This is a genomic window from Metabacillus kandeliae, assembly GCF_021166585.1.
Lineage (GTDB): Bacteria > Bacillota > Bacilli > Bacillales > Bacillaceae > Metabacillus_B > Metabacillus_B kandeliae.
Window position 1 is genome coordinate 1,205,259 of record NZ_JAJOZE010000001.1, and the last position, 24,051, is coordinate 1,229,309.

Genomic DNA, 24,051 nt, shown 5'->3' on the forward strand with positions numbered 1-24,051 from the left:
GGAGCTGGACAATTAGAAAAGCGCAAGCCGCTCGTTTAGCCCCGACAAGCGCTGGAGGAAAAAACCGAAAAGTCTTGTTCTTAGACTTTTGGGTTAACGGCTAGAGCTGGATACTTCAACTTCTGAAATCAGCTATCTAAGAAGAGCTATCCATTTTGATCTTATAAAAAAAAGGGGAGGTTTCCCCCGCCCTTTTTTCAAGTTAATCGTTTATTTCAAGCAAAATACGCTTTGATGACTGTGATCCTGCCGCGTAGACAACAGTCCGGATTGCTTTTGCAACCCTTCCCTGTTTGCCAATAACTTTGCCGATATCTGTTTTGTTTACAGTCAGCTGATAGGCGATCTGATGATCGCGGTCTTCTGCTGTTACTTTCACGTCTTCGGGGAAATCAACAAGGGCTCTGACAATCGTCTCGATTAACTGTTGAATGTTTTCCATTCAGTTTTACTTCGTGTTTTTCGCAACGTGGAATTTTTCCATAATTCCTTCGTTAGAGAAAAGGTTGCGCACTGTGTCAGATGGTTTCGCACCATTTTGAAGCCATTTAAGTGCTAGCTCTTCATTGATTTTTACTTCAGCTGGCTTTGCAACCGGGTTGTAAGTTCCAACTGTTTCAATGAAACGTCCGTCACGAGGAGAACGGGAATCTGCAACAACAATACGATAGAAAGGAGATTTTTTTGCTCCCATACGTTTTAAACGAATTTTAACTGCCATTTAAAGCACCTCCGAGAATAGTTCACAAGATAGTATATTATCAATGTTATCTTTGTTTGTAAAGTGTTTTTTCTTAACACACTAAAAATGTTACATAAAAGGGAATTTCATAGGACCTTTTTTCTTGCCTTTGGTCATATTTGTCATCTGTTTCATCATTTTTTTCATGTCTTCAAACTGCTTTAAAAGACGGTTGACTTCAGGAACGGTTGTCCCGCTTCCCTTTGCAATCCGCTTTCTTCTGCCCGCATTGATGATCTCTGGTTTTTCTTTTTCTGTTTTAGTCATCGAACGGATGATGGCCTCCACGTGGCTGATCTGCTTTTCATCAACCTGAACGTTTTTCAGACCCTTCATCTTGCCTGCTCCAGGAAACATGCCAAGCAGCTCATCAAGCGGCCCCATGCTTTTCACCTGTCCCAGCTGTTCGAGGAAATCATCAAAGGTAAAGCTCATTGTGCGCATTTTTTGTTCCAGCTCTTTCGCTTTGTCTGCATCGACATTGGCCTGTGCTTTTTCAATAAGAGTCAGCACATCGCCCATCCCAAGAATTCTGGAAGCCATTCTTTCTGGATGGAAAGGCTCGATTGCATCAAGCTTTTCACCGAGGCCGGCAAATTTAACAGGAGTTCCTGTTACCGCACGGATTGACAGAGCTGCACCGCCCCGTGTATCTCCGTCAAGCTTTGTTAAAATGGCTCCTGTGAGGCCGAGCTGTTCATTAAAGCTCTGCGCAACATTCACAGCATCCTGTCCTGTCATGGCATCGACTACAAGGAAAATCTCGTCAGGGCTTGCCACTTCTTTCACCTGCTTCAATTCGTCCATTAAATCTTCATCAATATGAAGACGTCCGGCCGTATCGATCAGCACGTAGTCGCAATGCTCTTCCTTTGCCTTTTCAATCGCCTGCCTGGCTATTTCAACAGGGCTTACCTGGTCGCCAAGAGAAAAAACCGGCATATTTAATTGCTTTCCGAGCGTTTCCAGCTGTTTAATGGCCGCAGGACGGTATATATCCGCTGCGACAAGCATCGGCTGGCGATTATGCTTTTTGCGGAGCAAATTCGCAAGCTTGCCGGAAGTGGTTGTTTTACCTGCACCTTGCAGACCGACCATCATGATGACAGTAGGCGGCCTTTTCGCCGTTGCAATCTGGCTCTGCTCTCCGCCCATCAGCTGGGTGAGTTCATCCTGAACCACCTTGATGACCTGCTGTCCCGGCGTCAGGCTTTTCATGACTTCCTGGCCAACTGCCCGTTCGCTTACACGCTTGACAAAATCCTTTACCACTTTAAAGTTAACGTCTGCTTCAAGAAGGGCTAGGCGCACTTCGCGCATCATTTCCTTTACATCCGCTTCGTTTACTTTGCCTTTGCCCCGGATTTTGCTAATGGTATTCTGCAGTCTTTCGGACAATCCTTCAAATGCCACCCGGCATCGCCTCCCTAATCCAATTTCTCAAGCGCTTCAAGCAGAGTCAGCGTCTGAACTTTTTTATCAGATGCTTCAGCAAGAGACTTAAGCTGTTCTATAAGAAGAGAGCGCTCCTGAAATTTTTGAAGCAATAGAAGCTTTTGCTCATATTGTTCCAGCATTGCTTCCGTCCGTTTTATATTATCATAGACAGCCTGCCGGCTAACATTGTATTCTTCAGCAATTTCACCCAGTGAGTAATCGTCCAGATAATAATAAGACATATAGCTTTTTTGCTTCGGGGTGAGAAGCGACTGATAAAAATCAAAGAGATAATTCATTCTCATTGTCTTTTCCAATATCAAAGCATCTTCCCCCTCATGTTAAGTGAATTGCCTTTACAAATCCATAGTCTACTCTCTCCCAAAACACATGTCAAGTTTTTTTCTTGACGACCAAGAAAAGCGCAAGCGGTTCGTTCAGCCCCGACAAGCGCTGGAGGAAAATCCCGAAAAGTCCGGTCTTAGACTTTTTGGGATTTTCCGAAGCGACTCGAGGGGCTAGCCGCTGGAGCTGGACACACAGAAAAGCGGAAGCGGCTCGTTCAGCCCCGACAAGCGCTGGAGCAAAAATCCGAAAAGTCCGGTTTTGACTTTTTGGATTTTTGTGAAGCGACTCGAGGGGCTAGCCGCTGGAGCTGGACACACAGAAAAGCGGAGGCCGCTCGTTCAGCCCCGACAAGCATAAGACGATCAGCCGGGGAAAGGCGATTTTTCCTTTCCCTGGCTGATCGGCTTATGACCTCGAGGGGCTAGCGGCAAGAGCTGGACACCATGAAAAGCGCAAGCGGCTCGTTCAGCCCAGATACCCACATACAAGAAAAAACCGAAAGTCCAGTCTCAGACATTTCGGTTTTTCAAGCTTCCTAAGCTTTCTCTATAAGATCTGCAAACAGTCCATACACATATTGTTCTGCCTGGAATGGCTGAAGATCGTCCATCTTTTCGCCGAGGCCGACCAGCTTGACCGGCAGCTTTAATTCATTTCTGATTGCCAGCACAATTCCGCCTTTTGCTGTTCCGTCAAGCTTTGTGAGCACAATGCCCGTAACATTTGTTACTTCTGAAAATTGCTTTGCCTGTGCCATGGCATTTTGGCCTGTTGTCGCATCAAGGACAAGCAGCACCTCATGCGGAGCGCCAGGCAATTCTTTTTCAATGACCCGCTTTACTTTTTCGAGTTCTTTCATCAAATTCACTTTATTCTGAAGTCTACCGGCTGTATCGCACAGGAGAATATCTGCTTTGCGCGCTTTTGCTGACTGTACAGCATCATACATGACAGCTGCGGGATCTGATCCTGCTGAGTGCTTGATCACGTCCACTCCTGCTCTTTCGCCCCATACTTCAAGCTGTTCAATCGCACCGGCACGGAAAGTGTCTCCTGCGGCAAGAACGACCTTTTTTCCTTCTGACTTAAATTGATGAGCGAGTTTTCCGATCGTGGTTGTTTTGCCGACGCCGTTTACTCCTACGAACAAAATGATATTCAGCCTGCCTTCTTCAATGTTAAGCTTTGAAGAATCTTCTTGGCCGCCTTCATAAATCTCCACCAATTTCTCCGAGATAACATCTCTGACTTCTTCCGGATCCTGAATATTTTTCCGCTTCACTTCATCTCTCAGTTCATCAATCAGAAGCATAACGGTATTAAAGCCGACGTCAGCGCTGATCAGCAATTCTTCGAGATCTTCAAAAAACTCTTCGTCTACTTTTCTGTAACGGGAGACAAGATCATTTACTCTTTCAGAAAAGTTGTTTCTCGTTTTACTGAGACCATCCCGGAATTTAGAAGATACAGAGTCTGTTTGCTTTGTAAGGTTTTCTTTTAATTTTTTAAAAAAGCTCATCTTTTCTGTCCTTTCTGGCTAGGCGTTAATCATTTCTTTCGTTTCTTCCATCCTCACTGATACAAGCTTGGACACACCGGATTCCTGCATGGTGACGCCGTACAGCACATCAGCTTCCTCCATTGTTCCTTTGCGGTGTGTGATGACAATAAACTGCGTTTCCCGGCTGAACTGCTTTAAATACTGGGCAAATCTGTGAACGTTCGCTTCATCGAGTGCTGCTTCCACTTCATCCAGTATACAAAACGGCACAGGCCGTACTTTCAATATGGAGAAAAGCAGCGCAATCGCTGTCAGCGCTCTTTCTCCCCCTGATAGCAATCCAAGGTTCTGCAGCTTCTTGCCTGGAGGCTGTGCGACTATATCCACGCCGGTATTTAAAAGATCGGCTGGATCAGTTAATCTGAGCTCTGCCCTTCCTCCTCCAAAAAGCGCTTGAAAAACAGTTTCAAAATGCGAGCGGATTTGGTTGAAGGTTGTAATGAAACGGCGCTTCATTTCCTCATCCATCTCATCTATCACAAGGTGAAGCGTTTGTTTTGCTTCAAGCAAGTCAGTCTGCTGCCCTGATAAGAACCCGTATCTCTCTGAAACCCGTTCATACTCATCAATAGCGCCGAGGTTCACAGTGCCAAGCTCCTCAATTGCGCGCTTGATCAGCTTCACTTTTTTCTCTGCATCCTTTGCTGGGATGCTTAATGTGTATTTTTCCTTTGCCCCTTCAAATGAAAGCAAATATTCCTCTCTCAAATGATTCAGGCGGTTATCCAGCTCTACATCAAGCCTGTTCAGCCTGACTTCTTCACTCCGCAGCGCGTCCTGGCGCACTTTCCAGATCCGGTTCAGCTCTTTCAGTTCAAGCTCCATCTCCTCAAGCTTCGCCTGGCATTCCTGCCTGTCTTTTCTTCCATTTGCGATCAGTTCAATCTTCCTTTGCTTATCTTGCTGCTTTTGAACAGCCGCTTCTTCCAGCTGCTCCTCGCCTGAGGAATTGGACGTCGCCTCGCTTGCTAAAAATGAAAGATCTTCTTTCGTTTCCGAAAGCCTCGCCGCATTTTCTGCCAGTTCATTAGTCATTCTTTCCATTTTTTCTGTTTGATTTTCAAGTGCCTGCTGCTTGCCGGCCAGAATAACTTTCAAATCTGTGATAGCCTGCTGCAATTCCTCTTTTGAACTTTGCTGAGATGTTTTCCAGGCAGTGCGGGTCTTTATCTCTTCATCTAAGACGCTGAGCTTGGAATGAATATCTTCCGTTTTTTTCTTCAGACCTTGTATTCTTTCCGTCATCTGTGACGCTTCTTCTTCATAAGCGGATTTCTCCGTATCATAAAGCGCCAGGTGGTTATTGATCGTTTTTTCGTTCCATTCCAGCTCTTTACGCTCAGTCTTTACAGCGTTTTCTTCATTGCGGAGCTTTTCCCCTTTTTGACGGAGTTCCTCCAGCTGTTTTTCCTGCTGAACAATCTGTTCTTTTAATTTTTTTACATTCCCCTCAAGCTCTGCTGTTTTCTGTTCCATTTCGGCAAGCTGCTGTGCAGCTGTATCAAGCTCGCGGTTTCTCCCGATCAGAGAATTGTTTTTTTGCTTCACTGCGCCGCCTGTCATCGATCCGCCTGCATTCACGATGTCGCCTTCGAGTGTGACAAGGCGATAGCGGTAGCTGATCAGCTTTGCCAGCTCATTTGCACCTTTTAAATCACTTGTCACAATAACTGTGCCAAGCAGATTGCCGATAATATGGCTGTATTCAGGGCTGTATTTCACTAGCTCTGAGGCGATGCCGATAAATGCAGGATGCGTTTCAATCAATTTCCGGTCAGAATCAGACAATTTTCTGTTTTTAATAACACTCAGCGGCAAAAAGGTCGCCCTGCCATAGGAATTCTTTTTTAGAAAGGCAATAGCGCTTCTTGCGGCTCCTTCATTTTCTGTCACGATATGCTGGGCAGAGGCTCCAAGAGATATTTCAATCGCTGTTTCATATTTCTTTTCTGCTGTAAGGAGCTCTGCAATGGCTCCATGAATGCCTTCCATGCGGTCCCGCACTTTTAATATTTCTTTGACCCCCTGGTAAAACCCGGCATAATCTCCCTGCATGGCTTCAAGCATTTCCTTTCTTGCTTTTGCCTGCTGAAGAAACTGGTAAGCCTGATAGAGGGCAGTCTCCCTTTTGCGGTATGTGTTCTGGGAGTTTTCAAGTTTCGCCTGGATATCTCTAAAACTCGCAATATATTCTGAAAGCTGCTGATCAATGACCGAATGCCTGGCATCCAATTTGGTTTTCTGTTCTTCCAGCTGCTTTCTTTCAGATAAGTATTTCGTATTTGAGTCAGCCATCCTGTTTGTCCGCCTTGTCTGCTGCCTCATTTGATCTTCTATATAAGAGATCTCGTTTCTGGCAGAGGTCTGGCTGTTTAACAGCTCAAAATACTCGCTTTTCAGCCGCTCAATTTCTTCCTCAATGTTAAAATCGTGGGATTTAAAAGCCGCCTCTTTCTCCTTCAGCTGTTTCCTTAACTCTTTTACTGCACTTGTTAAATCAGCGAGCTGGGCTTCAAGCTCAATTTTTTCTTTCTTTTGAAGCGCCGTTTTTTCTCCCAGCTCAATAATCAGCTTTTCAAGCTGCTCTCTGTTCTGCTGGGCATTTTTCTTCCGTTCTTTTAAAACTTCTTTTCTGCCTTCGAGCTTTTCAAGTTCTTCGCTCGCAAGCAGAAGTGCCTGCTGAAGATCATGAATGGACTCATCCATGTATTGAAGCCTGCTTTTTGTTTCTTGAATCTCCTCTTCTTTTCGCTTGACGCCTTCTGAAAATTCCTCGTCCCGAAGCTTTCCTTTTTCAACGCTGTCTGATAGCTCTTCCCATTTTTTATGGAGCTCTTCAATTTCGTGGACGGTAAGCGCAACCTCGATTTGCTCAAGCTCTTCTTTTTTCTCCAGGTAGTCTTTGGCCATGGATGCCTGGATTTTCAGCGGCTCTACCTGGCCCTGCAGCTCATGCAGAATATCTTCTACTCTGTTCAGGTTGTCCTGCGTTTCTGTCAGCTTGGACTCTGCCTTTTTTTTGCGGTTTTTATACTTCAATACGCCTGCCGCTTCTTCAAAAATGCTTCTTCTTTCTTCCGCTTTGCTGCTGAGGATTTCCTCCACTTTGCCCTGGCTGATGATAGAAAAGGCTTCTTTCCCAAGCCCGGAATCAAGAAACAGGTCAATAATATCCTTCAGCCTGCATGACTGGCCATTGATATAAAATTCACTGTCACCTGACCGGTAAACCCTTCTCGTTACACCGACTTCGTGATAATCAATGGGCAGAAACTGATCACTGTTATCGAGTGTTAATGTAACTTCTGCAATATTTAATCCTTTTCGGGAATCGCTTCCCGCAAAGATGATATCTTCCATTTTGGCGCCGCGCAGTGATTTGGCAGACTGCTCGCCAAGAACCCACCTGACTGCATCCGTAATATTGCTTTTCCCGCTTCCATTGGGACCCACTACTGCGGTTACCCCTTGCACAAAATCAACACTCACCCGCTCTGCGAATGATTTAAACCCTAAGATGTCAAGACGTTTGAGGAACATCATGATCCTCCTTACTTTCTATAAATTCTTAAATATTTTATCATATTTCTGAAGCTGAACAGGCAAGGGAATAAAAGAAAACCTTTGTTTTCTGCCCTTTTCATTAAACTTTGCTTTCTATTGAATCCCGCTTGCCAAACCATCTTGGTCCGTGATGGGCAAGGCGCTTTTTTGCCTATTAAAAAAAGCTGATCCCAAAAGCTTATCAGGCCTTTGGTAATCAGCTCTAAAAATTCAGCTATTTAGGCTGAAGCACGGTTAGCGCCTCTTGTGCTGCATGCTGTTCTGCCTCTTTTTTGGAGCGTCCCACTCCTGTTCCAAGTATGGATCCATGCAGTGAAACAGTTGCGACAAACTCCCTGCTGTGTGCAGGGCCTTTTTCCTGAAGTATTTTGTACTCCAGCGGCCCCTTTCCATCGCGCTGAACCAGTTCTTGAAGCTGGCTTTTAAAATCCATCACATGAGAAAAAGCACCTTCGTTGATTTTTGGAAAAACGGCTTTTTCCAAAAAGGAAACGACCGGCTGAAGACCCTGATCCAAATACAGAGCACCGATAAAAGCTTCGAAAACATCCGCGAGCAAGGCTGGCCTTGCTCTTCCTCCTGTCATTTCTTCGCCTTTTCCGAGCAGAATATAATTCCCGAAAGAAAGCTCGTTGGCAAAAGAAACAAGGGAAGGCTCGCATACGATGGCTGCCCTGAGCTTCGTTAAATCTCCTTCGCTCATGGTCGGATACTTGGCGTAAAGGTATTGCGATACGGTCAGCTCCAGTACAGCGTCTCCTAAAAATTCAAGCCTCTCATTATCCTCATAAGGCTTTTTCCGATGCTCATTCACATACGATGAATGGGTAAAAGCTTGATGAAGCAGCTTTTCATTTTGAAAATGAATATCCATCATCTTCTGAAACTGTTTGAATTCCTCGGCCTTCTTCAAAAAAGCCCTTCTCTCTTTAAAATTCGTATGCTTTTGCATAACAACCTCCATCATCTACCCAGCACAAGTTTGTCTCTATTTTTTAATTCCTTGATAAAAGGGATAAAGCCCCGCAAGAATACGGGACTTCATTCTGCCATTATTGTTGGCTTTGTATGTAGTTAACAGCGTCACCGACTGTTGCGATTTTTTCTGCTTCTTCATCAGAAATTTCCATATCGAATTCGTCTTCAAGCTCCATTACAAGCTCAACTACATCAAGGGAATCAGCGCCAAGATCATCCTTAAATGATGCCTCAGGTTTCACTTGAGCTTCTTCCACACCAAGACGATCAATAACGATCTTAGTCACACGTTCTAGTACGTCTGCCATAGCAATTCACCTCCCCTCAAAGTATTATAGTTGATCTTATCTAAAAAAACCAGTTCCCCTTGTAAAAATGTTGTTTTCCGTTTCAGGCGTCCGCTATAGTCAGGAATAAAAAGGAAGACAGAAGCTTCTACATGACCATTCCGCCATCTACATGCAGCGTTTGTCCTGTCATGTAGCGGCTTTTCTCAGAGGCTAAAAACGTTACAATATCTGCGACATCCTGCGGATCTCCCAGTTTGCCAAGAGGGATCTGCTTCAGCATGTCATCCTTAACGGAATCCTCAAGCTTATCTGTCATTTCAGTTGTAATAAATCCAGGTGCCACAGCATTGACCGTAATATTTCTGGAAGAAAGCTCTTTTGCCGTGGTTTTCGTCAGACCGATGACTCCTGCTTTTGCAGCAACATAATTTGCCTGCCCAGCGTTCCCGCTGACACCTACAATTGAAGCAATGTTAATGATTCTGCCTGCCCGCTGCTTCATCATTTGTCTTGTCACTGCCTTTGTGCAGAGAAAAACACCCTTTAGATTCGTATTAATAACATCATTCCACTCATCTTCTTTCATCCGCATGAGCAGATTATCGCGCGTAATCCCAGCATTGTTGACAAGAATATCAATTCCGCCAAAACGGTCTGTTACTTCCTTCAGCATGTCCTTCACAGCTTCACTGTCTGACACATCAGCTTTAACTGAGAAAGCTTCACCGCCCGCAGCCTTGATCATCTCAACTGTTTCGTTTGCTTTCGCTTCACTGCCCGCATAATTTACTGCTACCTTTGCTCCGTGCTTTGCCAGGTCAAGAGCAATCGCCCTTCCGATTCCTCTTGAGCCTCCTGTTACAAGCGCAATTTTATTTTCCAGCATCGCTTATTCTCCCTTCAAAGCAGTTACTGCAGCTTCAATTGACTCCATATCAGAAACAGAGATCGTTTGAACACTGCGGTCGATTTTTCTTACTAATCCTGACAGCACTTTTCCTGGTCCGATTTCCACAAAAACAGTGACCCCTGCATCAATCAGCGTACGGATGGACTGTTCCCAGCGCACAGGGGAATAGAGCTGTTCAATCAGCTTCTGCTTGATTTCCCCGGCATCTGTTACAGGCTTTCCTGACACGTTGCTGATGACTGGAACGGCTGCATTTCTAATCTCGCATTCATCAAGAATCCTGCCGAGTTTTTCAGCTGCAGGCTTCATCAGTTCAGAATGAAAAGGACCGCTGACATTTAGAGGAATAGCTCTTTTCGCGCCTTTTTCCTTTGCAAGCTCTGACGCCTTTTTAACGCCTTCTGCCGTACCGGAAATCACGATTTGGCCAGGACAGTTCAGATTTGCCAGCTGTACAGAATTTCCGCCTTCTGATACTTCTTTTACAACTGCTTCCAATGCATCTGCTTCCATACCCATAACAGCAGCCATTGCACCGGCTCCAGCAGGCACTGCTTCATCCATAAATTCGCCGCGTTTTCTGACAGCATGAACGCCATCCTCAAATGACAGCACATCTGCCGCAACTAATGCCGTATATTCTCCAAGGCTGTGGCCTGCGGTGTAATCCGGCTTGATGCCGGCTTTTTCGAATGCTTTTAAAACAGCAATGCTTGATGTCAGAAGTGCCGGCTGTGCATTATATGTAATCGTTAACTCTTCTTCAGGGCCGTTGAACATGAGAGCTTTCAAATCCAGCCCTAATTTTTCATCAGCCTTGTCTATAATCGCTTTTGCATCAGCAGAGTGTTCATATACTTCCTTGCCCATGCCGATGGTCTGAGATCCCTGTCCGGGGAATAAAAAAGCTATTTTGCTCATTTTCTGGTCTCCTATCTATTTTCTTGTTTTCTATTTTGTTCGATGGTTTCAAAAATGGTTTGAGCCACAGAGAACTGGACCATTTCTCTCGTCTGCCTCACTGCATTGTAAACCGCATTGGCATCAGAGGAACCGTGAGCTTTGATGACTGGCGCCTTCAGACCAAATAGGCCTGCACCGCCATACTCTGAATAGTCCATCACCTGCTTGATTCCTTTCAGCTGCGGTTTCAGAACCGCAGCGGCAAGCTTTGACTTCAGGTTTTTCGTAAGGGCGCCCTTCAGCATCCCGAAAACGGAAAGAGCTGTGCCTTCGATCGTTTTCAGCGTCACATTCCCTGTAAATCCGTCAGTTACCACAACGTCTGCAGCGCCTTCCAATAAGTCTCTGGCTTCCACATTGCCGATAAAATTTAAGCCTGACTGCTTTAGAAGAAGGAAGGCCTGCTTTGTCAGTTCATTTCCTTTTTTCTCTTCTGTACCGACGTTCAAAAGGCCGATTCGGGGGGAAGAAACGCCCCTTACTTTTTCAGCGTAAATCGAACCCATGATGCCGTATTGAAGCAAATGTTCCGGTTTAGCATCAATATTCGCTCCAACATCAAGCATTAAAAAGCCTTTTCCGTCCATTGTCGGAAGCGTCGGCGCGAGAGCAGGCCTCTCTATTCCTTCAATTCTTCCGACAAGGAGCAGTCCCGCTGTCATTAAAGCCCCTGTATTTCCTGCTGCAATACAGGCATCTGCTCTTCCTTCCTTTACTTCATTGGCCATCATGACCATTGAGGCATTCTTTTTTCTTCTAACGGCCCGGACCGGTTCGTCGTCAGGCTCAATGATTTCATCAGTATGTATCACTTTAATTCTGTCATTTGCTTTTAAATGCCGGTTAATTTCTTCTTCTTTTCCAACAAGGGTAATTTCAAGATCTGAAAAAGCTTCTGCTGCTTTTATTGCGCCTTCCACAATTGCTTGCGGGGCATTGTCTCCCCCCATTGCGTCCATTACAATTTTCATTTTGCTTCAGCCCTTCATTTATCGTTAGTAAGATCGGTACATTTCAAAAACACCTGAGAAGACAAGCTCCTGTCCAACATAGCTGTTCACTTCAACTGTTGTGCGGCCTTTGCTCTTGTCAACCTGCTTCACCTTTGCTTTTGCCACAACCCGCTCACTTTCTTTGACCTGCCTGGCAAAAACAATATTGGCTTTTGCCGTCAGAGCAAGTTCATTATCAATCACCGCAACAGCCAGCGAGTTCGCCTGTGCAAACAAGTGATGGCCCCTCGCGATCTGGTTTCTTTTAAAAACATGTTCCTTTTTGATTTCCATGATTGAAATTGCAGAACGGTCAAGCTCGAGATCGATGATATCCCCGATCACTTCCTCAATTGGAAGAGATTTGATTTCATCCTCCATTGAAGCCTCTGCTACGTGCTTAATCCGCTCTCTTAACTCCGGGATGCTTAGTTCCATGCGGTCAAGGCGAATCGTCTGAATGCTGACCTCGAATTTTTCTGCCAGCTCTTCATCCGTAATAAAGGGTGTAGCCAATATCGTTTCCTTCAGCAATGATTGACGGTCTTTTTTATTTCTCTTCATCCTTTAGGACACCTTCCGAACTCTTAAGACTAGGTACTAAAGGTAGTATATAGTCTCTTTGGCAGGAGTGCAAGCAGCAGCGCCCGCGGTTTTTAAAAAACTGAAAGGCTGCGTCCGCAAAAAAGCGGACGCCTGCACAGGAAATCAGCCTTCATGTTCAGCTGTTAGTCAAAGGAGCAACTCCGGTTTAATCGAGCTTTTCGCCTTCCAAAACCCCGGTGTTTTTCAAGTACTCCCGTAAGGCGGCATACTGTTCTTCTTCCCAAAATGCCCTTGATTCAACCAGCTTTTGGGCATCATTTCTTGCCGTTTCAAGCGCCCGGTAGTCATGAACCATATCCGCGACTTTAAATTCAGGCAAGCCGCTCTGCTTTCTGCCGAAAAAGTCACCAGGGCCTCTGAGTTCAAGATCCTTTTCAGAAACAACGAAGCCATCGTTTGTTTCTGTCATAATTTTCATCCGTTCCTTCCCTGTCTCTGATTTAGGATCAGCAAGAAGAACACAGTACGACTGGCTTGAACCCCTTCCGACGCGGCCTCTCAGCTGGTGCAGCTGAGAAAGTCCGAACCTGTCGGCATCATAGATGACCATAATGCTTGCATTCGGCACATTCACTCCCACTTCAACAACTGTTGTGGAAACGAGAATATCAACATCGCCGCTGCTGAATTCTCTCATGATATGGTCTTTTTCATCGCTTGGCAGCCTTCCATGCATCAGCCCGACAGACGCTTTGCCCTGAAAATGATGGAAAAGCATCGCATGCACATCAAGTGCATTCTGAACATCAAGCTTATCTGACTCCTCGATAAGCGGACAGATCACATATGCCTGCCTGCCTGCTTTTATTTCCTTCTCGATAAAATCCAGTATCCGGTGCAGGAGCTCGTGCTTCACCCAATAGGTTTCTATTTTCTTTCTTCCAGCAGGCAGTTCATCAATAATTGAAACATCCATTTCCCCGAATACTGTGATAGCAAGCGTTCTAGGGATCGGAGTGGCCGTCATAAACAATACGTCCGGATTTTCCCCTTTTTCCCGTAAAATCTTTCTTTGGCCTACTCCAAAACGATGCTGCTCATCCGTAATGACAAGACCTAATTTTTGAAAGTTCACATCATCCTGAATCAAGGCATGTGTCCCTACTAAAATATGAATATCTCCTTTTTCCAGCCTTTCAAGCAGCTCTCTCCGCCTTTTGCCTTTTACAGAGCCTGTCAGCAGCTCAACCTTTGCCCCTGTTCCTTCAAAAAGCCCTGCAAGGGAAACAGCGTGCTGTTCTGCTAGAATTTCAGTCGGGACCATTAAGGCTGACTGGCAGCCTGAGAGGTGCGCCGCATACATGGCAATGGACGCCACAACGGTTTTTCCTGACCCCACGTCACCCTGCAGAAGACGGTTCATTCTGTATGGTGATTTCAAATCATTCAGGATTTCGCCGACCGTCCTTTGCTGGGCATTAGTTAATGGGAACGGCAGCAATTTTATATATTGATTAAGCAAGCTTTCCGAGTAAGAATGAATAACACCTTTTGACTGTTCCCGCTGAATTTTCCGCAAGCTCTGCATTTTCAGCTGAAACAGCAGAAATTCCTCATAAACAAACCTGCGTCTCGCCTGCTTTAATTCTTCGCGGTCTGCCGGGAGATGGACCGTTCGCAATGCAGACTGCCTTTTCATGAGCCGGTACTCATCAAGCATCCCGGGAGGCAGGATTTCCTTTACTTCTTCCAAATAATCCTTTAAAGCCTGGCTGACGTATTTCCTCATCATTTTCACTGTCAGCTTCCCTTTTACCGAATAAACCGGTTCAAGATCCTGACTGGATTTATGAGGCCCGAAGGTGATGTCTGTCGCATTAATCGTCTGCCTGTGCTTGTCCCATTTGCCTGAGACAGTGACGATATCATTAATTTGCAGTTTATTTTTATAATAGGGCCTGTTGAAAAAAACGGCTGAAACAAGCACATTCCCTACAAGAATTCTGACTGTCAGCCTTGAACGTTTTTTCCCATAATAGGCAAGAGAAGGTTCGCTGTGAACCTTCCCCTCTGCTGTCACTCTTTCATCATGCTTAACTTCTGCAAGATCTCTTAATTGGAAATCATCATACCTGTATGGAACATATTCGAGTAAATCGCTTATTGTATGAATGCCCATTTCAGACAGAAGCTCTGCAGATTCTTCGCCAATTCCTTTTATCGCCTTAACGCTTTCGTTTAGTCTGCTATTCTTCACTTTTACCGAGCGACACCCCGAAAATTTTCGCTTCCAGCTCTCTGCCTGTCGGGGTTGCCGCCAACCCTCCCTGTGCTGTTTCTCGCAGGGCAGATGGCATGGACTGCCCAATTTTAAACATGGCATCAATCACCTCGTCGCAAGGAATACGGCTTGTAATGCCGGCAAGGGCCATATCAGCTGCTACCATTGCATTCGCCGCTCCCATCGCATTCCGCTTCACGCAAGGCACTTCCACAAGGCCTGCAACAGGATCGCAGACAAGCCCCAGCATATTCTTCAGAGTGATCGCCATAGCCTCTGCTGACTGGGAAGGCGTCCCGCCGGCCATTTCTACAATTGCGCCTGCCGCCATTCCGCTCGCTGAGCCTACTTCAGCCTGACAGCCTCCTGCCGCACCTGAAATAGAAGCATTATTTGCAACAACAAAGCCGAAAGCGCCGGCTGTAAATAAAAATTCAATCATTTCATCTCTCGTTGGATCGAGCTTTTCTTTTACGGCAAACAAGGTGCCTGGCACAACGCCTGCTGAACCTGCTGTAGGGGTCGCACAAATCGTGCCCATAGCGGCATTCACTTCATTTGTCGCCACCGCCTTGCTGACGGCGTCAAGCACTGTTTGTCCTGAAAGGAACTTTCCTTTTTTAATGTATTCCTGCATAAGAACAGCATCTCCGCCGGTTAAACCCGATAAAGAATGCACACCTTTCAGGCCTTTCTCAATCGCCTCTTCCATGACAGTTAAATTTTGGTCCATGGCACTGATCACTTGTTCTCTCGTTTGTCCGCGGACTTTCATCTCCTGGCGGATCATCACTTCAGATATTTTGATATTCTGGCTCTCTGCCAGCTCAACTAGCTCTGCAACATTGCGGAACATGGATTAGCCCCTCCTTTAATCTGCAATTTTTGTGACTTGCAATATATTTGGCAGCGTTTTCATCTCTTCAAGAACCGAATTTTCGATATTCTGGTCCACCTCTATTGTCATAAGGGCCAGTTTTCCGGCCTCTTTTCTGGAAACTTCCATATGGCCGATATTGATCTCATGCTTTGCCAACACATTGGCTACAGCTGCAATAGCTCCAAACCGGTCATTATGCATAATCAAAATAGCAGGATGGCTGCCTGAAAGCTTAAGCTCAAACCCGTTCAGTTCTGTGATTTCTATTTTTCCCCCGCCGATTGAAATACCGACGAGCTCAAGCTGCCCCTGATCATCTCCAATGATAACCCTTGCCGTATTTGGATGATCTGTAAGCGTTTCCTCTTCAATAAACGTAACCTTAATCCCTTTTTCTTCAGCGAGCTTTAAAGACACTTTAATTCTCTCATCATATGTGTCAAAATCAAGCAGGCCGCCGACGATAGCTACATCTGTACCATGCCCCTTGTATGTTTTTGCAAAAGAACCGTAAAATGAGATGGAAGCCCACTTTGGCTCTCTTCCAAACAGGCTTCTCGCCACTCTGCCTATTCTGGCAGCACCTGCTGTATGCGAGCTGGAAGGCCCAATCATGACCGGCCCGATAATATCAAAAACACTGCGATATTTCATCTCTTATTTCTCCCCCTGTTCTATAGCATATTGTTCTGTGCTGTTTTCAAAAATAATACTTGAGGACTTGCATCAGCAGAACAAAGATTCCCCTCACTATCTTACCAGAAACCAATGCCTTTTGAGAATCAAAGCATGAAAATAGAAGGGCTTGAACCCTTCTATTTTTTTCTTATTCGATTGAAAAGATATAAGAATAGAGAGGCTGATCTCCTCTGTGGATCTCAAGCTCTGCATCTGGAAACTTTTCTTCGATGTAAGCGGCAAGTTCATCCGTCTCATCCTGTTTTGCATCTTCTCCGCACAGGATCGTCAAGATTTCATCTTCATCCGACATCATTAAATCAAGCAAATTTCTTGCTGCTTCTATCTGTGTACTGCCTTTTGTTACAATTTTACCGTCTGAAATGCCCATGAAATCGTTTTTCGCAATATCAAGTCCGTCAATCTGAGTATCTCTGACAGCATATGTGATCTGACCTGATTTTACATGTTTCAGAGCTTCATTCAGCGCTTTTTCTGTTTGCTCCGCATCGTCTTCAGGGTTAAAGGCAAGCATGGCTGCCATGCCCTGCGGTACAGTTTTAGAAGGGATCACGATCACATTGTTCTCTACAACTGATGCAGCCTGGTTGGCTGCCATCACGATATTCGAGTTGTTCGGAAGAATGATCACGTGATCAGCGTTAACGCTCTTTATGGAAGAAACGATATCCTCTGTACTTGGGTTCATTGTCTGGCCGCCTTCAATGACCTCATCGACTCCGATGCTTTTAAAGAGCTCAGCTATGCCCTGTCCCATAGATACAGCAATAACGCCATATTTCTGCTTTTCTTTCTTCGGTTCACCCTGCTTGCTCCTGCTTTCGCCGACAAGGCTTGTGTGCTGCTGGCGCATATTTTCAATCTTCATATTGATTAAGCTTCCGTACTTCTGGCCATAGCTTAACACGTCGCCAGGATATTCAGCATGGATGTGAACCTTCACGAGATCATCGTCTGAAACAACAAGAAGAGAATCTCCGTGCTTGCTCAATTCCTGCCTGAAATTTTCTTCAGAAAAAGGCTGTTTCCCTTCTTCAAACCTCACCATAAATTCTGTACAGTAGCCATATTCAATGTCTTCTGTGTTCATATGGCTTTGAGCGTTTTTGTGGTGCTCTGCATTGACCAGCTCTGACATGGGCGGAACAGACGGAGTGCCTGCAACTTTTTCGCCTTTCAGTTCAGCAAGAAAACCTTCATATACATATACGAGGCCCTGGCCGCCGCTGTCCACAACTCCTACTTCCTTCAGAACCGGAAGCAAATCAGGCGTTCTGTTCAGGGAAGCATGAGCTTCTTCCACAACAGCTGTCATGACTTTCACAAGATCTGTTTCCGTTTTTGCTGCTTCAACTGCTTTTTTCGCAGCATCTTTGGCAACGGTAAGGATGGTTCCCTCAACAGGCTTCATGACTGCTTTATACGCTGTGTCAACGCCTGCCTGAAAAGCCTTTGCAAACTCTTCTGCACCGATTGTTTCCTTTGTTTCAATTGATTTGGCAAACCCTCTGAACAGCTGGGAAAGAATAACGCCGGAATTGCCGCGCGCACCCATTAATAGACCGCGTGAAAGAGCTATTCCGACTTTTCCAATATGCGCTTGAGTATTGGTCTGTACCTCTTTTGCGCCAGAGGTCATCGAAAGATTCATATTTGTGCCGGTATCACCATCTGGGACCGGGAAAACATTCAGTGCATCCACTACTTTGGCGTTTACAGAAAGCAAGCTGGCTCCTTGAGAAACCATTTGAGCAAAACGCTTTCCGTCAATTGTTGTGATAGACAATAGAATTCCTCCTAACTACGGGTTCGCTACACGAACACCCTGAACAAAAATATTAACGGAGTCTACCGACAGTCCGACTGTATGATCCAGTATGTATTTCACCTTGTTTTGTACATTGCTTGCTACTTCAGAAATTTTTGTTCCGTAGCTGACAATAATAAACATATCAATATGGATGCGGTCTTCCTCCTGGCGTACAATTACGCCCCTGCTGAAATTTTCTTTTCTCAGGATATCAGTAATGCCGTCTTTAATTTGATTTTTTGATGCCATTCCGACAATACCATAGCAATCGATCGCAGCTCCGCCTGCAACTGTTGCTATGACATCATTTGAAATATCTATTTGGCCGTACTTTGTTGATAATTCGATTGACACGCTGATTCCCCCTATATTATTTTGCCTATAGCTAAAGCAATTGTACTATATGCCAGCCATATTTGAAAGCTGGAGCAAATATTCGGACTCCCTTCATTCCTATTATTATAGAACACGAATGAATTATCCGTGTCAAGGCAAATTTCTTTAAAGAATGGCTCTGTTAAATTTGGATGTTGATTTCCGTTCCAGGCGTCCGCTTTCCGCGGGGCGGTCCGCTTGAGCCTCCTCGGCGCTTTAGCGCCTGCGGGGTCTCACCTGTCCCGCTGCTCCCGCAGGAGTCGCCCGCCTTCCACTCCAATCAACAGATGTATAAAATCAACATTCTTCTTTCACCTAGCCTAAAGAATAATACACCTGAAACGCTTCAAATGTCTGTAAAGGTTTTTTTCTTGAAAGGATAGCAATTCTATGTTGCAAACCCGCCCTGTATATGATAAATTATTAAAGTATCTCACGTGAACAGTGAATGATTTCTAAAATAGGCTGAGCAAAGCCCACATTTTAAATAGAGCACTATTAAAAATGGTGAAGCTTGACTCGAGACCAGGTTCTAAATGGTTAGGAGGGAATACTATGGCACGCAAATGTGTAATCACTGGCAAAAAAACCCGTTCCGGCAACTCTCGTTCTCATGCTATGAACGCTAGCAAACGCACATGGGGAGCAAACCTTCAAAAAGTTCGCATCCTTGTAAACGGCAAACCAAAACGTGTATACGTTTCTGCCCGCGCTTTGAAGTCCGGGAAAGTTGAACGCGTATAATAGCTAAATGACTAAAAACACCCCCTTGTTAAGGCGGGTGTTTTTTCGTGCTTTGGAATTGGAAGAGTGCTTTTATTAGGGGAAAAGCCAGTTTTTTTGCCTGCCCGATCATGTAAGCAGCTTTAGCTGTTCCGCACCGAAAAAAAAGAGGACCGCCCGTAAGCCTGTTTGGCTTAAGGACCGCCCCGTTTAATCCTTTTTAAACGAACCAAGCATCGCCCTTATAATGCCGCCAAGAAACTTAGGCAGCCTGATTGTATAGAACTTCATCGTTTCCCTCCTCAACCCTTCAATCATTCAACTCGGAATGGCATGTTCGCTTCATTTTCTGTCAGGCCTCCGAAGTAAATAGCTTCAATAAGGAAGCGAAGAATCATCACGGCTTCTTACCATCATTAATATGCCGCTTTTAAAGGAAAAAGTACCTTTTGGCTGAATAAGTTCATTGCTTATGCAGAGGGTTGAGGCAAACGGAACAAACCTTTTATGCAGCGGGTATTTAAAGCCTTCCAGAGTCAGCTCCTTTACATCGCTTTTAAAGGGAATAAAAGAGAGGTAAGGAAAATGGCTGCTTTCTCTCACTTCATAAGAACCTTCCTTAAAAAAGGTTACTTCATTATTTTTGTCTGCCAAAATGATGCGGACCCCTTCATCAAATTGCTTCATTAAGAGAAATATATTTGCATACAAATGGTCAAGTCTGCCGCCTGTTGTTCCGAAAAGATAGATTTCATCCGGTTTTTGCTCAATGGCCCAATCCAGCGCCAGCTCTGTATCTGTTTTATCTTTTTCAGAGGGATAGATCGAAAGGTTTGTCCCTTTCTGTTCAAGCTCCTCTCTTTCTTCTTTTGAAATGGAATCAAAGTCTCCCAGTGCTTTCGCCATTGCAATGTTTTCATCTGCCAGATAGACAACTCCTCTGTCAGCACCAGCCCATTCCGTTACAAGATCCTGATATTTTTTCAAGTCAGGCAGGAGATCCCTTGGACCTCCTGCCACAACACCGATTATTTTCATGGCTGCCCCCTTGTCTTTCGGATTCCCTGTCTCTAATAAACTAAGGAAAAGCCAAGGAAGTTATCCTTGGCCTGAAGAAGAGTCATCATAATCATAGCGGAAACCGTCAGCTCCAGCATTCTCTGATTTGAAGCGGTTCAGCAGTTCTGCCAGCTGTCCAATTTCTGTTTGATCATCGCTTAAGCTGATCGCCGATAGAATCGCTTCCTCAATATCTTTTCGCTGTTTTTCCGAGTACATCATAACCCCCTCCTTTATTACTTAGCTTGAGTCAGAGGGTTTAAAAATATGTTTTTAGTATCTCGGTTTTCTGTCTTTAATTTCAGCTAAAAAGCTTAAATAGTGATCATACCTGTAACTGCTGATTTTCCCTTCCTGCACAGCTTCTTTCACAGCGCATTTCGGTTCTGAAACGTGTGTGCAGCCCCTGAATTTGCAATCTTCCGAGCGTTCATTCATTTCCGGAAAGCAATAAGAAAGCTCTTCAGCTTCGATATCGGTAAAATCAAGCGAGCTGAATCCAGGTGTGTCAGCTACAAGTCCGTTCCCTGCAGAGATCAGTTCAACATGCCTTGTTGTATGCTTCCCCCTCCCCAAATGACTTGAGATAACGCTTGTTTTCAGTTCAAGTTCAGGCTTCAGGGCGTTCAGCAGGGAGCTTTTCCCAACACCGGACTGTCCGGCAAATACAGATATTTTCCCTTCAAACAGCGGCAGGAGCTGATTGATGCCGTTCATTGTTTCTGTGGAGGTAAGCAAAACTTTGTAGCCCATGGTTTCATAATCCTTTGCAAATGAAAGGATTTCATTTCTCGCATCCTCCGTCGGAATGAGGTCCATTTTGCTGATGCAGATAACAGGCTCTATGTGATTGGCTTCAATTAAAACCAAAAAGCGGTCCAATAGCAATGTGCTGAAAGCCGGTTCCACTGCGGAAAAAACGAGTACTGCCTGATCCACATTGGATATCGGCGGCCTGACCAGTTCATTTTTCCGGTCCAGCACATCAAGTATATAGCCCTCTTTGTGATTTTCAGCCTGATAAACGACCTCATCTCCTACAAGCGGGGTTATTTTGTTCTTGCGGAAAACCCCCCGGCCTCTGCACTGAATGTATTCTGCACCGTCCAGTACATAATAGAAACCGCTTAGAGCTTTAACAATTTTGCCTTGTGGCATACATGCCCTCCTTATGGATATGGTATGGTTTCACTTTTTAATACTCTGTCATTGCTGAGAATTTGATAATAAGCCGAGCTTCCTGGCGCGATTTTAAACTGAATCTTTTTTGTTGTCGGCTGATTGATGACATATGTGGCATATGTTTGGTCAATGCTATGCTCTTCATCATTAATGGCAATCTGGACGGTTACGTCCTCGCCCCACTTCTCAGGTTCGTACGGTATTTCGATCTCTTTTTCAACAGTTTCGGCCGGTTTTTCTTCAGGCCCCTGTGAAAAGACTACGTCCACCTGATCACCTTGCGAAAGCTTTGCGCCGCCTTTAGGATTTTGGGAAATGATCTGGTCTTTCGGCACGGTATCAGAATATTTTTCGCTTTCCTTGATGCTTAATTTTGCATCTTCTATATAGGAATACACCGCTTCTTTGGAATAGCCTGAAAGATCCTTTAGATCAATCTTTTCAGGCCCTTTGCTCACCGTAAGAGTTACTTGATCATCTTCCGGGACAACAAGGGTGCCTGGAGAAGGATTTTGCTCGATAATTGTTCCCTCATCCTGGTCATCATAAACCTCTGTTATCTTAACATTTTTAAAATTCTTTTTTGAAAGCAGGGATTGCACCGTATCAGCGTTTCTGCCTGAATAGTCATCCATTTCAACCGTCGGCTTTCCTGTACTTTGGTAAATGGTGACGGCTGCTCCCTCTTTTTCATAATCCCCTGCTTTCGGATCCGTTTTCACTACATCGCCTGCAGGCACATCCTGGCTTGGCATTGATTGCGGCTCTCTCACTTCAAAGCCTGCTTCAAGAAGGATATTGGCCGCCTCCGCATAGCTTTTCCCGGTAACATTCGGAACTTCTTTATCACCCGGGGTTAATAGTGACGGAACAATAGTAAACGCAGCTGCTGCTGCCAGAACAAGAACGATGAACAGAATAACAATAAAAGCAGCAAACCTGTTTCTCTTTTTCTTTTTGACTTTTTTTGCGTCCTTGGGCGCTGCGTTTTTTCCCTCAGGGAGAGGCTGATGCTGATGCACAATGGTATCGCCTTTTTCATTATCAATCAGCGGATCCATAATAACAGGAATCGCTTTTGTTGCTTCTTCCCCGTCATCCGGAACTTGGTATTTTGGTTCATTAATTCGATGGGGTTCAAATGCAGTTCTTATGTCCTTTTCCATATCCTCTGCTGACTCATACCGGTTAAAAGGATCTTTTGCCATTGCTTTTAGAATGATATTTTCCACACTTTGCGGGATATCTGGATTCCATCTCCTCGCAGACGGCGTTTCAGTCTGAAGATGCTTAAGTGCAATAGAAACAGCTGATTCTCCGTCAAAAGGAACCCTTCCTGTTAAAAGTTCAAAAAGGACAATGCCAAGGGAATAAACATCAGACTTTTTCGTTGCAAGACCGCCTCTTGCCTGCTCGGGAGACAGGTAATGAACAGAACCAAGCACTGAATTCGTATGCGTAATCGTAGCAGAGCTAAGTGCCATGGCAATTCCGAAATCGGTTACTTTTACATTGCCGTGATGGTCAATTAAAATATTATGCGGCTTGATATCTCTATGAACTATTTGATTTTCATGGGCACATGAAATAGCAGATACGACCTGTTCCATAATGTTCATTGCTTCTCTTGGGTGGAGCGGCGCATGCTGCTGTATGTATTGTTTCAGCGTTGTTCCTTCTACATATTCCATTACGATGTAGTAAATGCCGTCCTCATCGCCGACATCATAGATGCTCACAATATTGGGATGGTCAAGGCTGGCCGCTGACTGAGCCTCCCGCCTGAAGCGTCTGATAAAAGAATCATCATCAGCAAAATCAAACCGAAGAACCTTTAAAGCCGCTTCCCGTTCCAATATGATGTCGTTAGCCAGATAGACATTCGCCATCCCGCCTCCGCCTATCACTTCAAGAACCTGATACCGGCCGCTGATTCTTTTACCGATTAACAAGCTTCATCACCCTCTTCGGGGTCTGGCGGCAGCTGGATGATGGCAACAGAGATATTATCTTCCCCTCCGTTTTGATTCGCAGCCTCAATCAGCTTTTCAGCAATTTCATTTACTGATTTGCGGTCCTTTAAAATAGCCAGCAGCTGTGGATCATTCAGCTTGTCTGACAGACCGTCCGAACAAAGCAGAATCCTATCCGATGGTTCGACACAGATAGATTTTACGTCCATCTGCACCTCCATTTCCGTTCCAAGTGCACGAAGGAGGATATTTTTTCTTGGATGGTGTTCAGCATCTTCTTTCGAAATCTGTCCTGACCTAACGAGTTCATGAACGAGCGAGTGATCGTTAGTGAGCTGTTTAAAGCCATCCAGATTATACAGATAGCAGCGGCTGTCGCCGATATGGCCGATTGTAGCAAAGCTGTTCGTGCAGATAACGCCGACAAATGTTGTTCCCATCCCTTTGCACTCAGGGTGGGTGAGAGCGTGTTCAAAAATCCGCTTGTTCACTTGGGCAGATTGATGTTTGAGCCAGCTTTCCGCTTCATCAGGAGATGTGAACTCTTCTGTTTCGCTCCATTCTTTTTTAAAGGCGGAAAGGGCCATCTCACTGGCTACTTCGCCGGCAAGATGACCTCCCATTCCGTCTGCAATGACAGCAAAAACCGCGCCGGTATGATGGGTAAAAATACCGACGCAATCTTCGTTATGCGATCTTACTCTTCCTCTGTCTGTCAAAAAGGCTGTGTTCACTAGC

At 45.1% G+C, this 24,051-nt stretch carries 24 protein-coding genes; 1 reads left to right on the forward strand and 23 read right to left on the reverse strand.

What is annotated here, in order from left to right:
• Nucleotides 1-202 precede the first annotated feature (202 nt).
• The 17 genes from LRR81_RS06125 to LRR81_RS06205 all read right to left on the reverse strand — a co-directional run bounded on the left by LRR81_RS06125 (nucleotide 203) and on the right by LRR81_RS06205 (nucleotide 18,355).
• Entirely contained in the window at nucleotides 203-433 is a 231-nt protein-coding gene (locus tag LRR81_RS06125; protein ID WP_231788634.1) for a KH domain-containing protein, read from the reverse strand.
• 15 nt (nucleotides 434-448) lie between these two features.
• Entirely contained in the window at nucleotides 449-721 is a 273-nt protein-coding gene (gene rpsP / locus LRR81_RS06130; protein ID WP_231788392.1) for a 30S ribosomal protein S16, read from the reverse strand.
• Nucleotides 722-811: 90 nt separating this feature from the next.
• Nucleotides 812-2,155 carry a signal recognition particle protein gene (ffh, locus tag LRR81_RS06135; RefSeq protein WP_231788393.1) on the reverse strand — a complete coding sequence of 448 codons (1,344 nt, stop codon included), beginning with the start codon at nucleotides 2,153-2,155 and terminating at the stop codon, nucleotides 812-814.
• 14 nt (nucleotides 2,156-2,169) lie between these two features.
• A complete protein-coding gene (locus LRR81_RS06140) occupies nucleotides 2,170-2,502 on the reverse strand; it encodes a putative DNA-binding protein (RefSeq protein ID WP_231788394.1) in 333 nt (110 codons plus the stop codon).
• A 560-nt stretch (nucleotides 2,503-3,062) separates the two neighbouring features.
• Nucleotides 3,063-4,046: a signal recognition particle-docking protein FtsY gene (gene ftsY, locus LRR81_RS06145; protein WP_231788395.1), complete on the reverse strand. Its 984-nt coding sequence runs from the start codon at nucleotides 4,044-4,046 to the stop codon at nucleotides 3,063-3,065.
• Nucleotides 4,047-4,064: 18 nt separating this feature from the next.
• The gene (gene smc / locus LRR81_RS06150) at nucleotides 4,065-7,628 is read right to left on the reverse strand and encodes a chromosome segregation protein SMC (RefSeq protein WP_231788396.1); all 3,564 of its coding nucleotides are present in this window, start codon (nucleotides 7,626-7,628) and stop codon (nucleotides 4,065-4,067) included.
• 238 nt (nucleotides 7,629-7,866) lie between these two features.
• Nucleotides 7,867-8,604 carry a ribonuclease III gene (gene rnc / locus LRR81_RS06155; protein WP_231788397.1) on the reverse strand — a complete coding sequence of 246 codons (738 nt, stop codon included), beginning with the start codon at nucleotides 8,602-8,604 and terminating at the stop codon, nucleotides 7,867-7,869.
• Nucleotides 8,605-8,704: 100 nt separating this feature from the next.
• Nucleotides 8,705-8,938: an acyl carrier protein gene (gene acpP, locus LRR81_RS06160; protein WP_231788398.1), complete on the reverse strand. Its 234-nt coding sequence runs from the start codon at nucleotides 8,936-8,938 to the stop codon at nucleotides 8,705-8,707.
• A gap of 127 nt (nucleotides 8,939-9,065) precedes the next feature.
• Nucleotides 9,066-9,806: a 3-oxoacyl-[acyl-carrier-protein] reductase gene (fabG, locus tag LRR81_RS06165; protein WP_231788399.1), complete on the reverse strand. Its 741-nt coding sequence runs from the start codon at nucleotides 9,804-9,806 to the stop codon at nucleotides 9,066-9,068.
• Nucleotides 9,807-9,809: 3 nt separating this feature from the next.
• Complete coding sequence (fabD, locus tag LRR81_RS06170; RefSeq protein ID WP_231788400.1) at nucleotides 9,810-10,751, reverse strand: ACP S-malonyltransferase; 942 nt, start codon at nucleotides 10,749-10,751, stop codon at nucleotides 9,810-9,812.
• A gap of 11 nt (nucleotides 10,752-10,762) precedes the next feature.
• On the reverse strand, nucleotides 10,763-11,764 hold the full coding sequence (gene plsX / locus LRR81_RS06175) for a phosphate acyltransferase PlsX (RefSeq protein WP_231788401.1): 1,002 nt from the start codon (nucleotides 11,762-11,764) through the stop codon (nucleotides 10,763-10,765).
• A gap of 24 nt (nucleotides 11,765-11,788) precedes the next feature.
• Complete coding sequence (gene fapR / locus LRR81_RS06180) at nucleotides 11,789-12,349, reverse strand: transcription factor FapR (protein WP_231788402.1); 561 nt, start codon at nucleotides 12,347-12,349, stop codon at nucleotides 11,789-11,791.
• A 187-nt stretch (nucleotides 12,350-12,536) separates the two neighbouring features.
• Nucleotides 12,537-14,588: an ATP-dependent DNA helicase RecG gene (recG, locus tag LRR81_RS06185; protein WP_231788403.1), complete on the reverse strand. Its 2,052-nt coding sequence runs from the start codon at nucleotides 14,586-14,588 to the stop codon at nucleotides 12,537-12,539.
• Nucleotides 14,578-15,468, reverse strand: a complete 891-nt coding sequence (sdaAA, locus tag LRR81_RS06190; RefSeq protein ID WP_231788404.1) for an L-serine ammonia-lyase, iron-sulfur-dependent, subunit alpha — start codon at nucleotides 15,466-15,468, stop codon at nucleotides 14,578-14,580. Before sdaAA ends, recG begins: the two co-directional genes overlap by 11 nt.
• 15 nt (nucleotides 15,469-15,483) lie before the next feature.
• On the reverse strand, nucleotides 15,484-16,146 hold the full coding sequence (gene sdaAB / locus LRR81_RS06195) for an L-serine ammonia-lyase, iron-sulfur-dependent subunit beta (RefSeq protein ID WP_231788405.1): 663 nt from the start codon (nucleotides 16,144-16,146) through the stop codon (nucleotides 15,484-15,486).
• A gap of 172 nt (nucleotides 16,147-16,318) precedes the next feature.
• Nucleotides 16,319-17,977 (reverse strand): DAK2 domain-containing protein, encoded by a 1,659-nt coding sequence (locus LRR81_RS06200; RefSeq protein ID WP_231788406.1) that lies wholly within the window; start codon nucleotides 17,975-17,977, stop codon nucleotides 16,319-16,321.
• A 15-nt stretch (nucleotides 17,978-17,992) separates the two neighbouring features.
• The gene (locus LRR81_RS06205; protein WP_231788407.1) at nucleotides 17,993-18,355 is read right to left on the reverse strand and encodes an Asp23/Gls24 family envelope stress response protein; all 363 of its coding nucleotides are present in this window, start codon (nucleotides 18,353-18,355) and stop codon (nucleotides 17,993-17,995) included.
• A gap of 576 nt (nucleotides 18,356-18,931) precedes the next feature.
• Between LRR81_RS06205 and rpmB the strand changes: the two genes are divergently transcribed.
• Nucleotides 18,932-19,120, forward strand: a complete 189-nt coding sequence (gene rpmB, locus LRR81_RS06210) for a 50S ribosomal protein L28 (RefSeq protein ID WP_231788408.1) — start codon at nucleotides 18,932-18,934, stop codon at nucleotides 19,118-19,120.
• A gap of 189 nt (nucleotides 19,121-19,309) precedes the next feature.
• Here the strand turns inward: rpmB and spoVM are convergent, their stop codons facing one another.
• From spoVM to LRR81_RS06240, 6 genes are all read right to left on the reverse strand, one after another.
• Nucleotides 19,310-19,390 (reverse strand): stage V sporulation protein SpoVM, encoded by an 81-nt coding sequence (gene spoVM / locus LRR81_RS06215; protein WP_231788635.1) that lies wholly within the window; start codon nucleotides 19,388-19,390, stop codon nucleotides 19,310-19,312.
• Nucleotides 19,391-19,474: 84 nt separating this feature from the next.
• A complete protein-coding gene (locus tag LRR81_RS06220) occupies nucleotides 19,475-20,137 on the reverse strand; it encodes a thiamine diphosphokinase (RefSeq protein WP_231788409.1) in 663 nt (220 codons plus the stop codon).
• 60 nt (nucleotides 20,138-20,197) lie between these two features.
• Entirely contained in the window at nucleotides 20,198-20,377 is a 180-nt protein-coding gene (locus tag LRR81_RS06225) for a hypothetical protein (RefSeq protein WP_231788410.1), read from the reverse strand.
• Between the two features lie 54 nt (nucleotides 20,378-20,431).
• Nucleotides 20,432-21,316 carry a ribosome small subunit-dependent GTPase A gene (rsgA, locus tag LRR81_RS06230; RefSeq protein WP_231788411.1) on the reverse strand — a complete coding sequence of 295 codons (885 nt, stop codon included), beginning with the start codon at nucleotides 21,314-21,316 and terminating at the stop codon, nucleotides 20,432-20,434.
• Nucleotides 21,317-21,327: 11 nt separating this feature from the next.
• Nucleotides 21,328-23,292, reverse strand: coding sequence for a Stk1 family PASTA domain-containing Ser/Thr kinase (pknB, locus tag LRR81_RS06235; protein WP_231788412.1), 1,965 nt, complete (start codon nucleotides 23,290-23,292; stop codon nucleotides 21,328-21,330).
• Nucleotides 23,286-24,047: a Stp1/IreP family PP2C-type Ser/Thr phosphatase gene (locus tag LRR81_RS06240; RefSeq protein ID WP_231788636.1), complete on the reverse strand. Its 762-nt coding sequence runs from the start codon at nucleotides 24,045-24,047 to the stop codon at nucleotides 23,286-23,288. Before LRR81_RS06240 ends, pknB begins: the two co-directional genes overlap by 7 nt.
• Between the last annotated feature and the right edge of the window lie 4 nt (nucleotides 24,048-24,051).

Coding starts and splice junctions, on each gene's coding strand:
- fapR (WP_231788402.1), bottom strand. CDS start 12,349: ATGAAGAGAAATAAAAAAGACCGTCAATCATTGCTGAAGGAAACGATA.
- smc (WP_231788396.1), bottom strand. CDS start 7,628: ATGTTCCTCAAACGTCTTGACATCTTAGGGTTTAAATCATTCGCAGAG.
- fabG (WP_231788399.1), bottom strand. CDS start 9,806: ATGCTGGAAAATAAAATTGCGCTTGTAACAGGAGGCTCAAGAGGAATC.
- fabD (WP_231788400.1), bottom strand. CDS start 10,751: ATGAGCAAAATAGCTTTTTTATTCCCCGGACAGGGATCTCAGACCATC.
- plsX (WP_231788401.1), bottom strand. CDS start 11,764: ATGAAAATTGTAATGGACGCAATGGGGGGAGACAATGCCCCGCAAGCA.
- rsgA (WP_231788411.1), bottom strand. CDS start 21,316: ATGCCACAAGGCAAAATTGTTAAAGCTCTAAGCGGTTTCTATTATGTA.
- rpmB (WP_231788408.1), top strand. CDS start 18,932: ATGGCACGCAAATGTGTAATCACTGGCAAAAAAACCCGTTCCGGCAAC.
- rnc (WP_231788397.1), bottom strand. CDS start 8,604: ATGCAAAAGCATACGAATTTTAAAGAGAGAAGGGCTTTTTTGAAGAAG.
- rpsP (WP_231788392.1), bottom strand. CDS start 721: ATGGCAGTTAAAATTCGTTTAAAACGTATGGGAGCAAAAAAATCTCCT.
- ftsY (WP_231788395.1), bottom strand. CDS start 4,046: ATGAGCTTTTTTAAAAAATTAAAAGAAAACCTTACAAAGCAAACAGAC.
- LRR81_RS06220 (WP_231788409.1), bottom strand. CDS start 20,137: ATGAAAATAATCGGTGTTGTGGCAGGAGGTCCAAGGGATCTCCTGCCT.
- spoVM (WP_231788635.1), bottom strand. CDS start 19,390: ATGAAGTTCTATACAATCAGGCTGCCTAAGTTTCTTGGCGGCATTATA.
- sdaAA (WP_231788404.1), bottom strand. CDS start 15,468: ATGTTCCGCAATGTTGCAGAGCTAGTTGAGCTGGCAGAGAGCCAGAAT.
- acpP (WP_231788398.1), bottom strand. CDS start 8,938: ATGGCAGACGTACTAGAACGTGTGACTAAGATCGTTATTGATCGTCTT.
- sdaAB (WP_231788405.1), bottom strand. CDS start 16,146: ATGAAATATCGCAGTGTTTTTGATATTATCGGGCCGGTCATGATTGGG.
- LRR81_RS06225 (WP_231788410.1), bottom strand. CDS start 20,377: ATGTACTCGGAAAAACAGCGAAAAGATATTGAGGAAGCGATTCTATCG.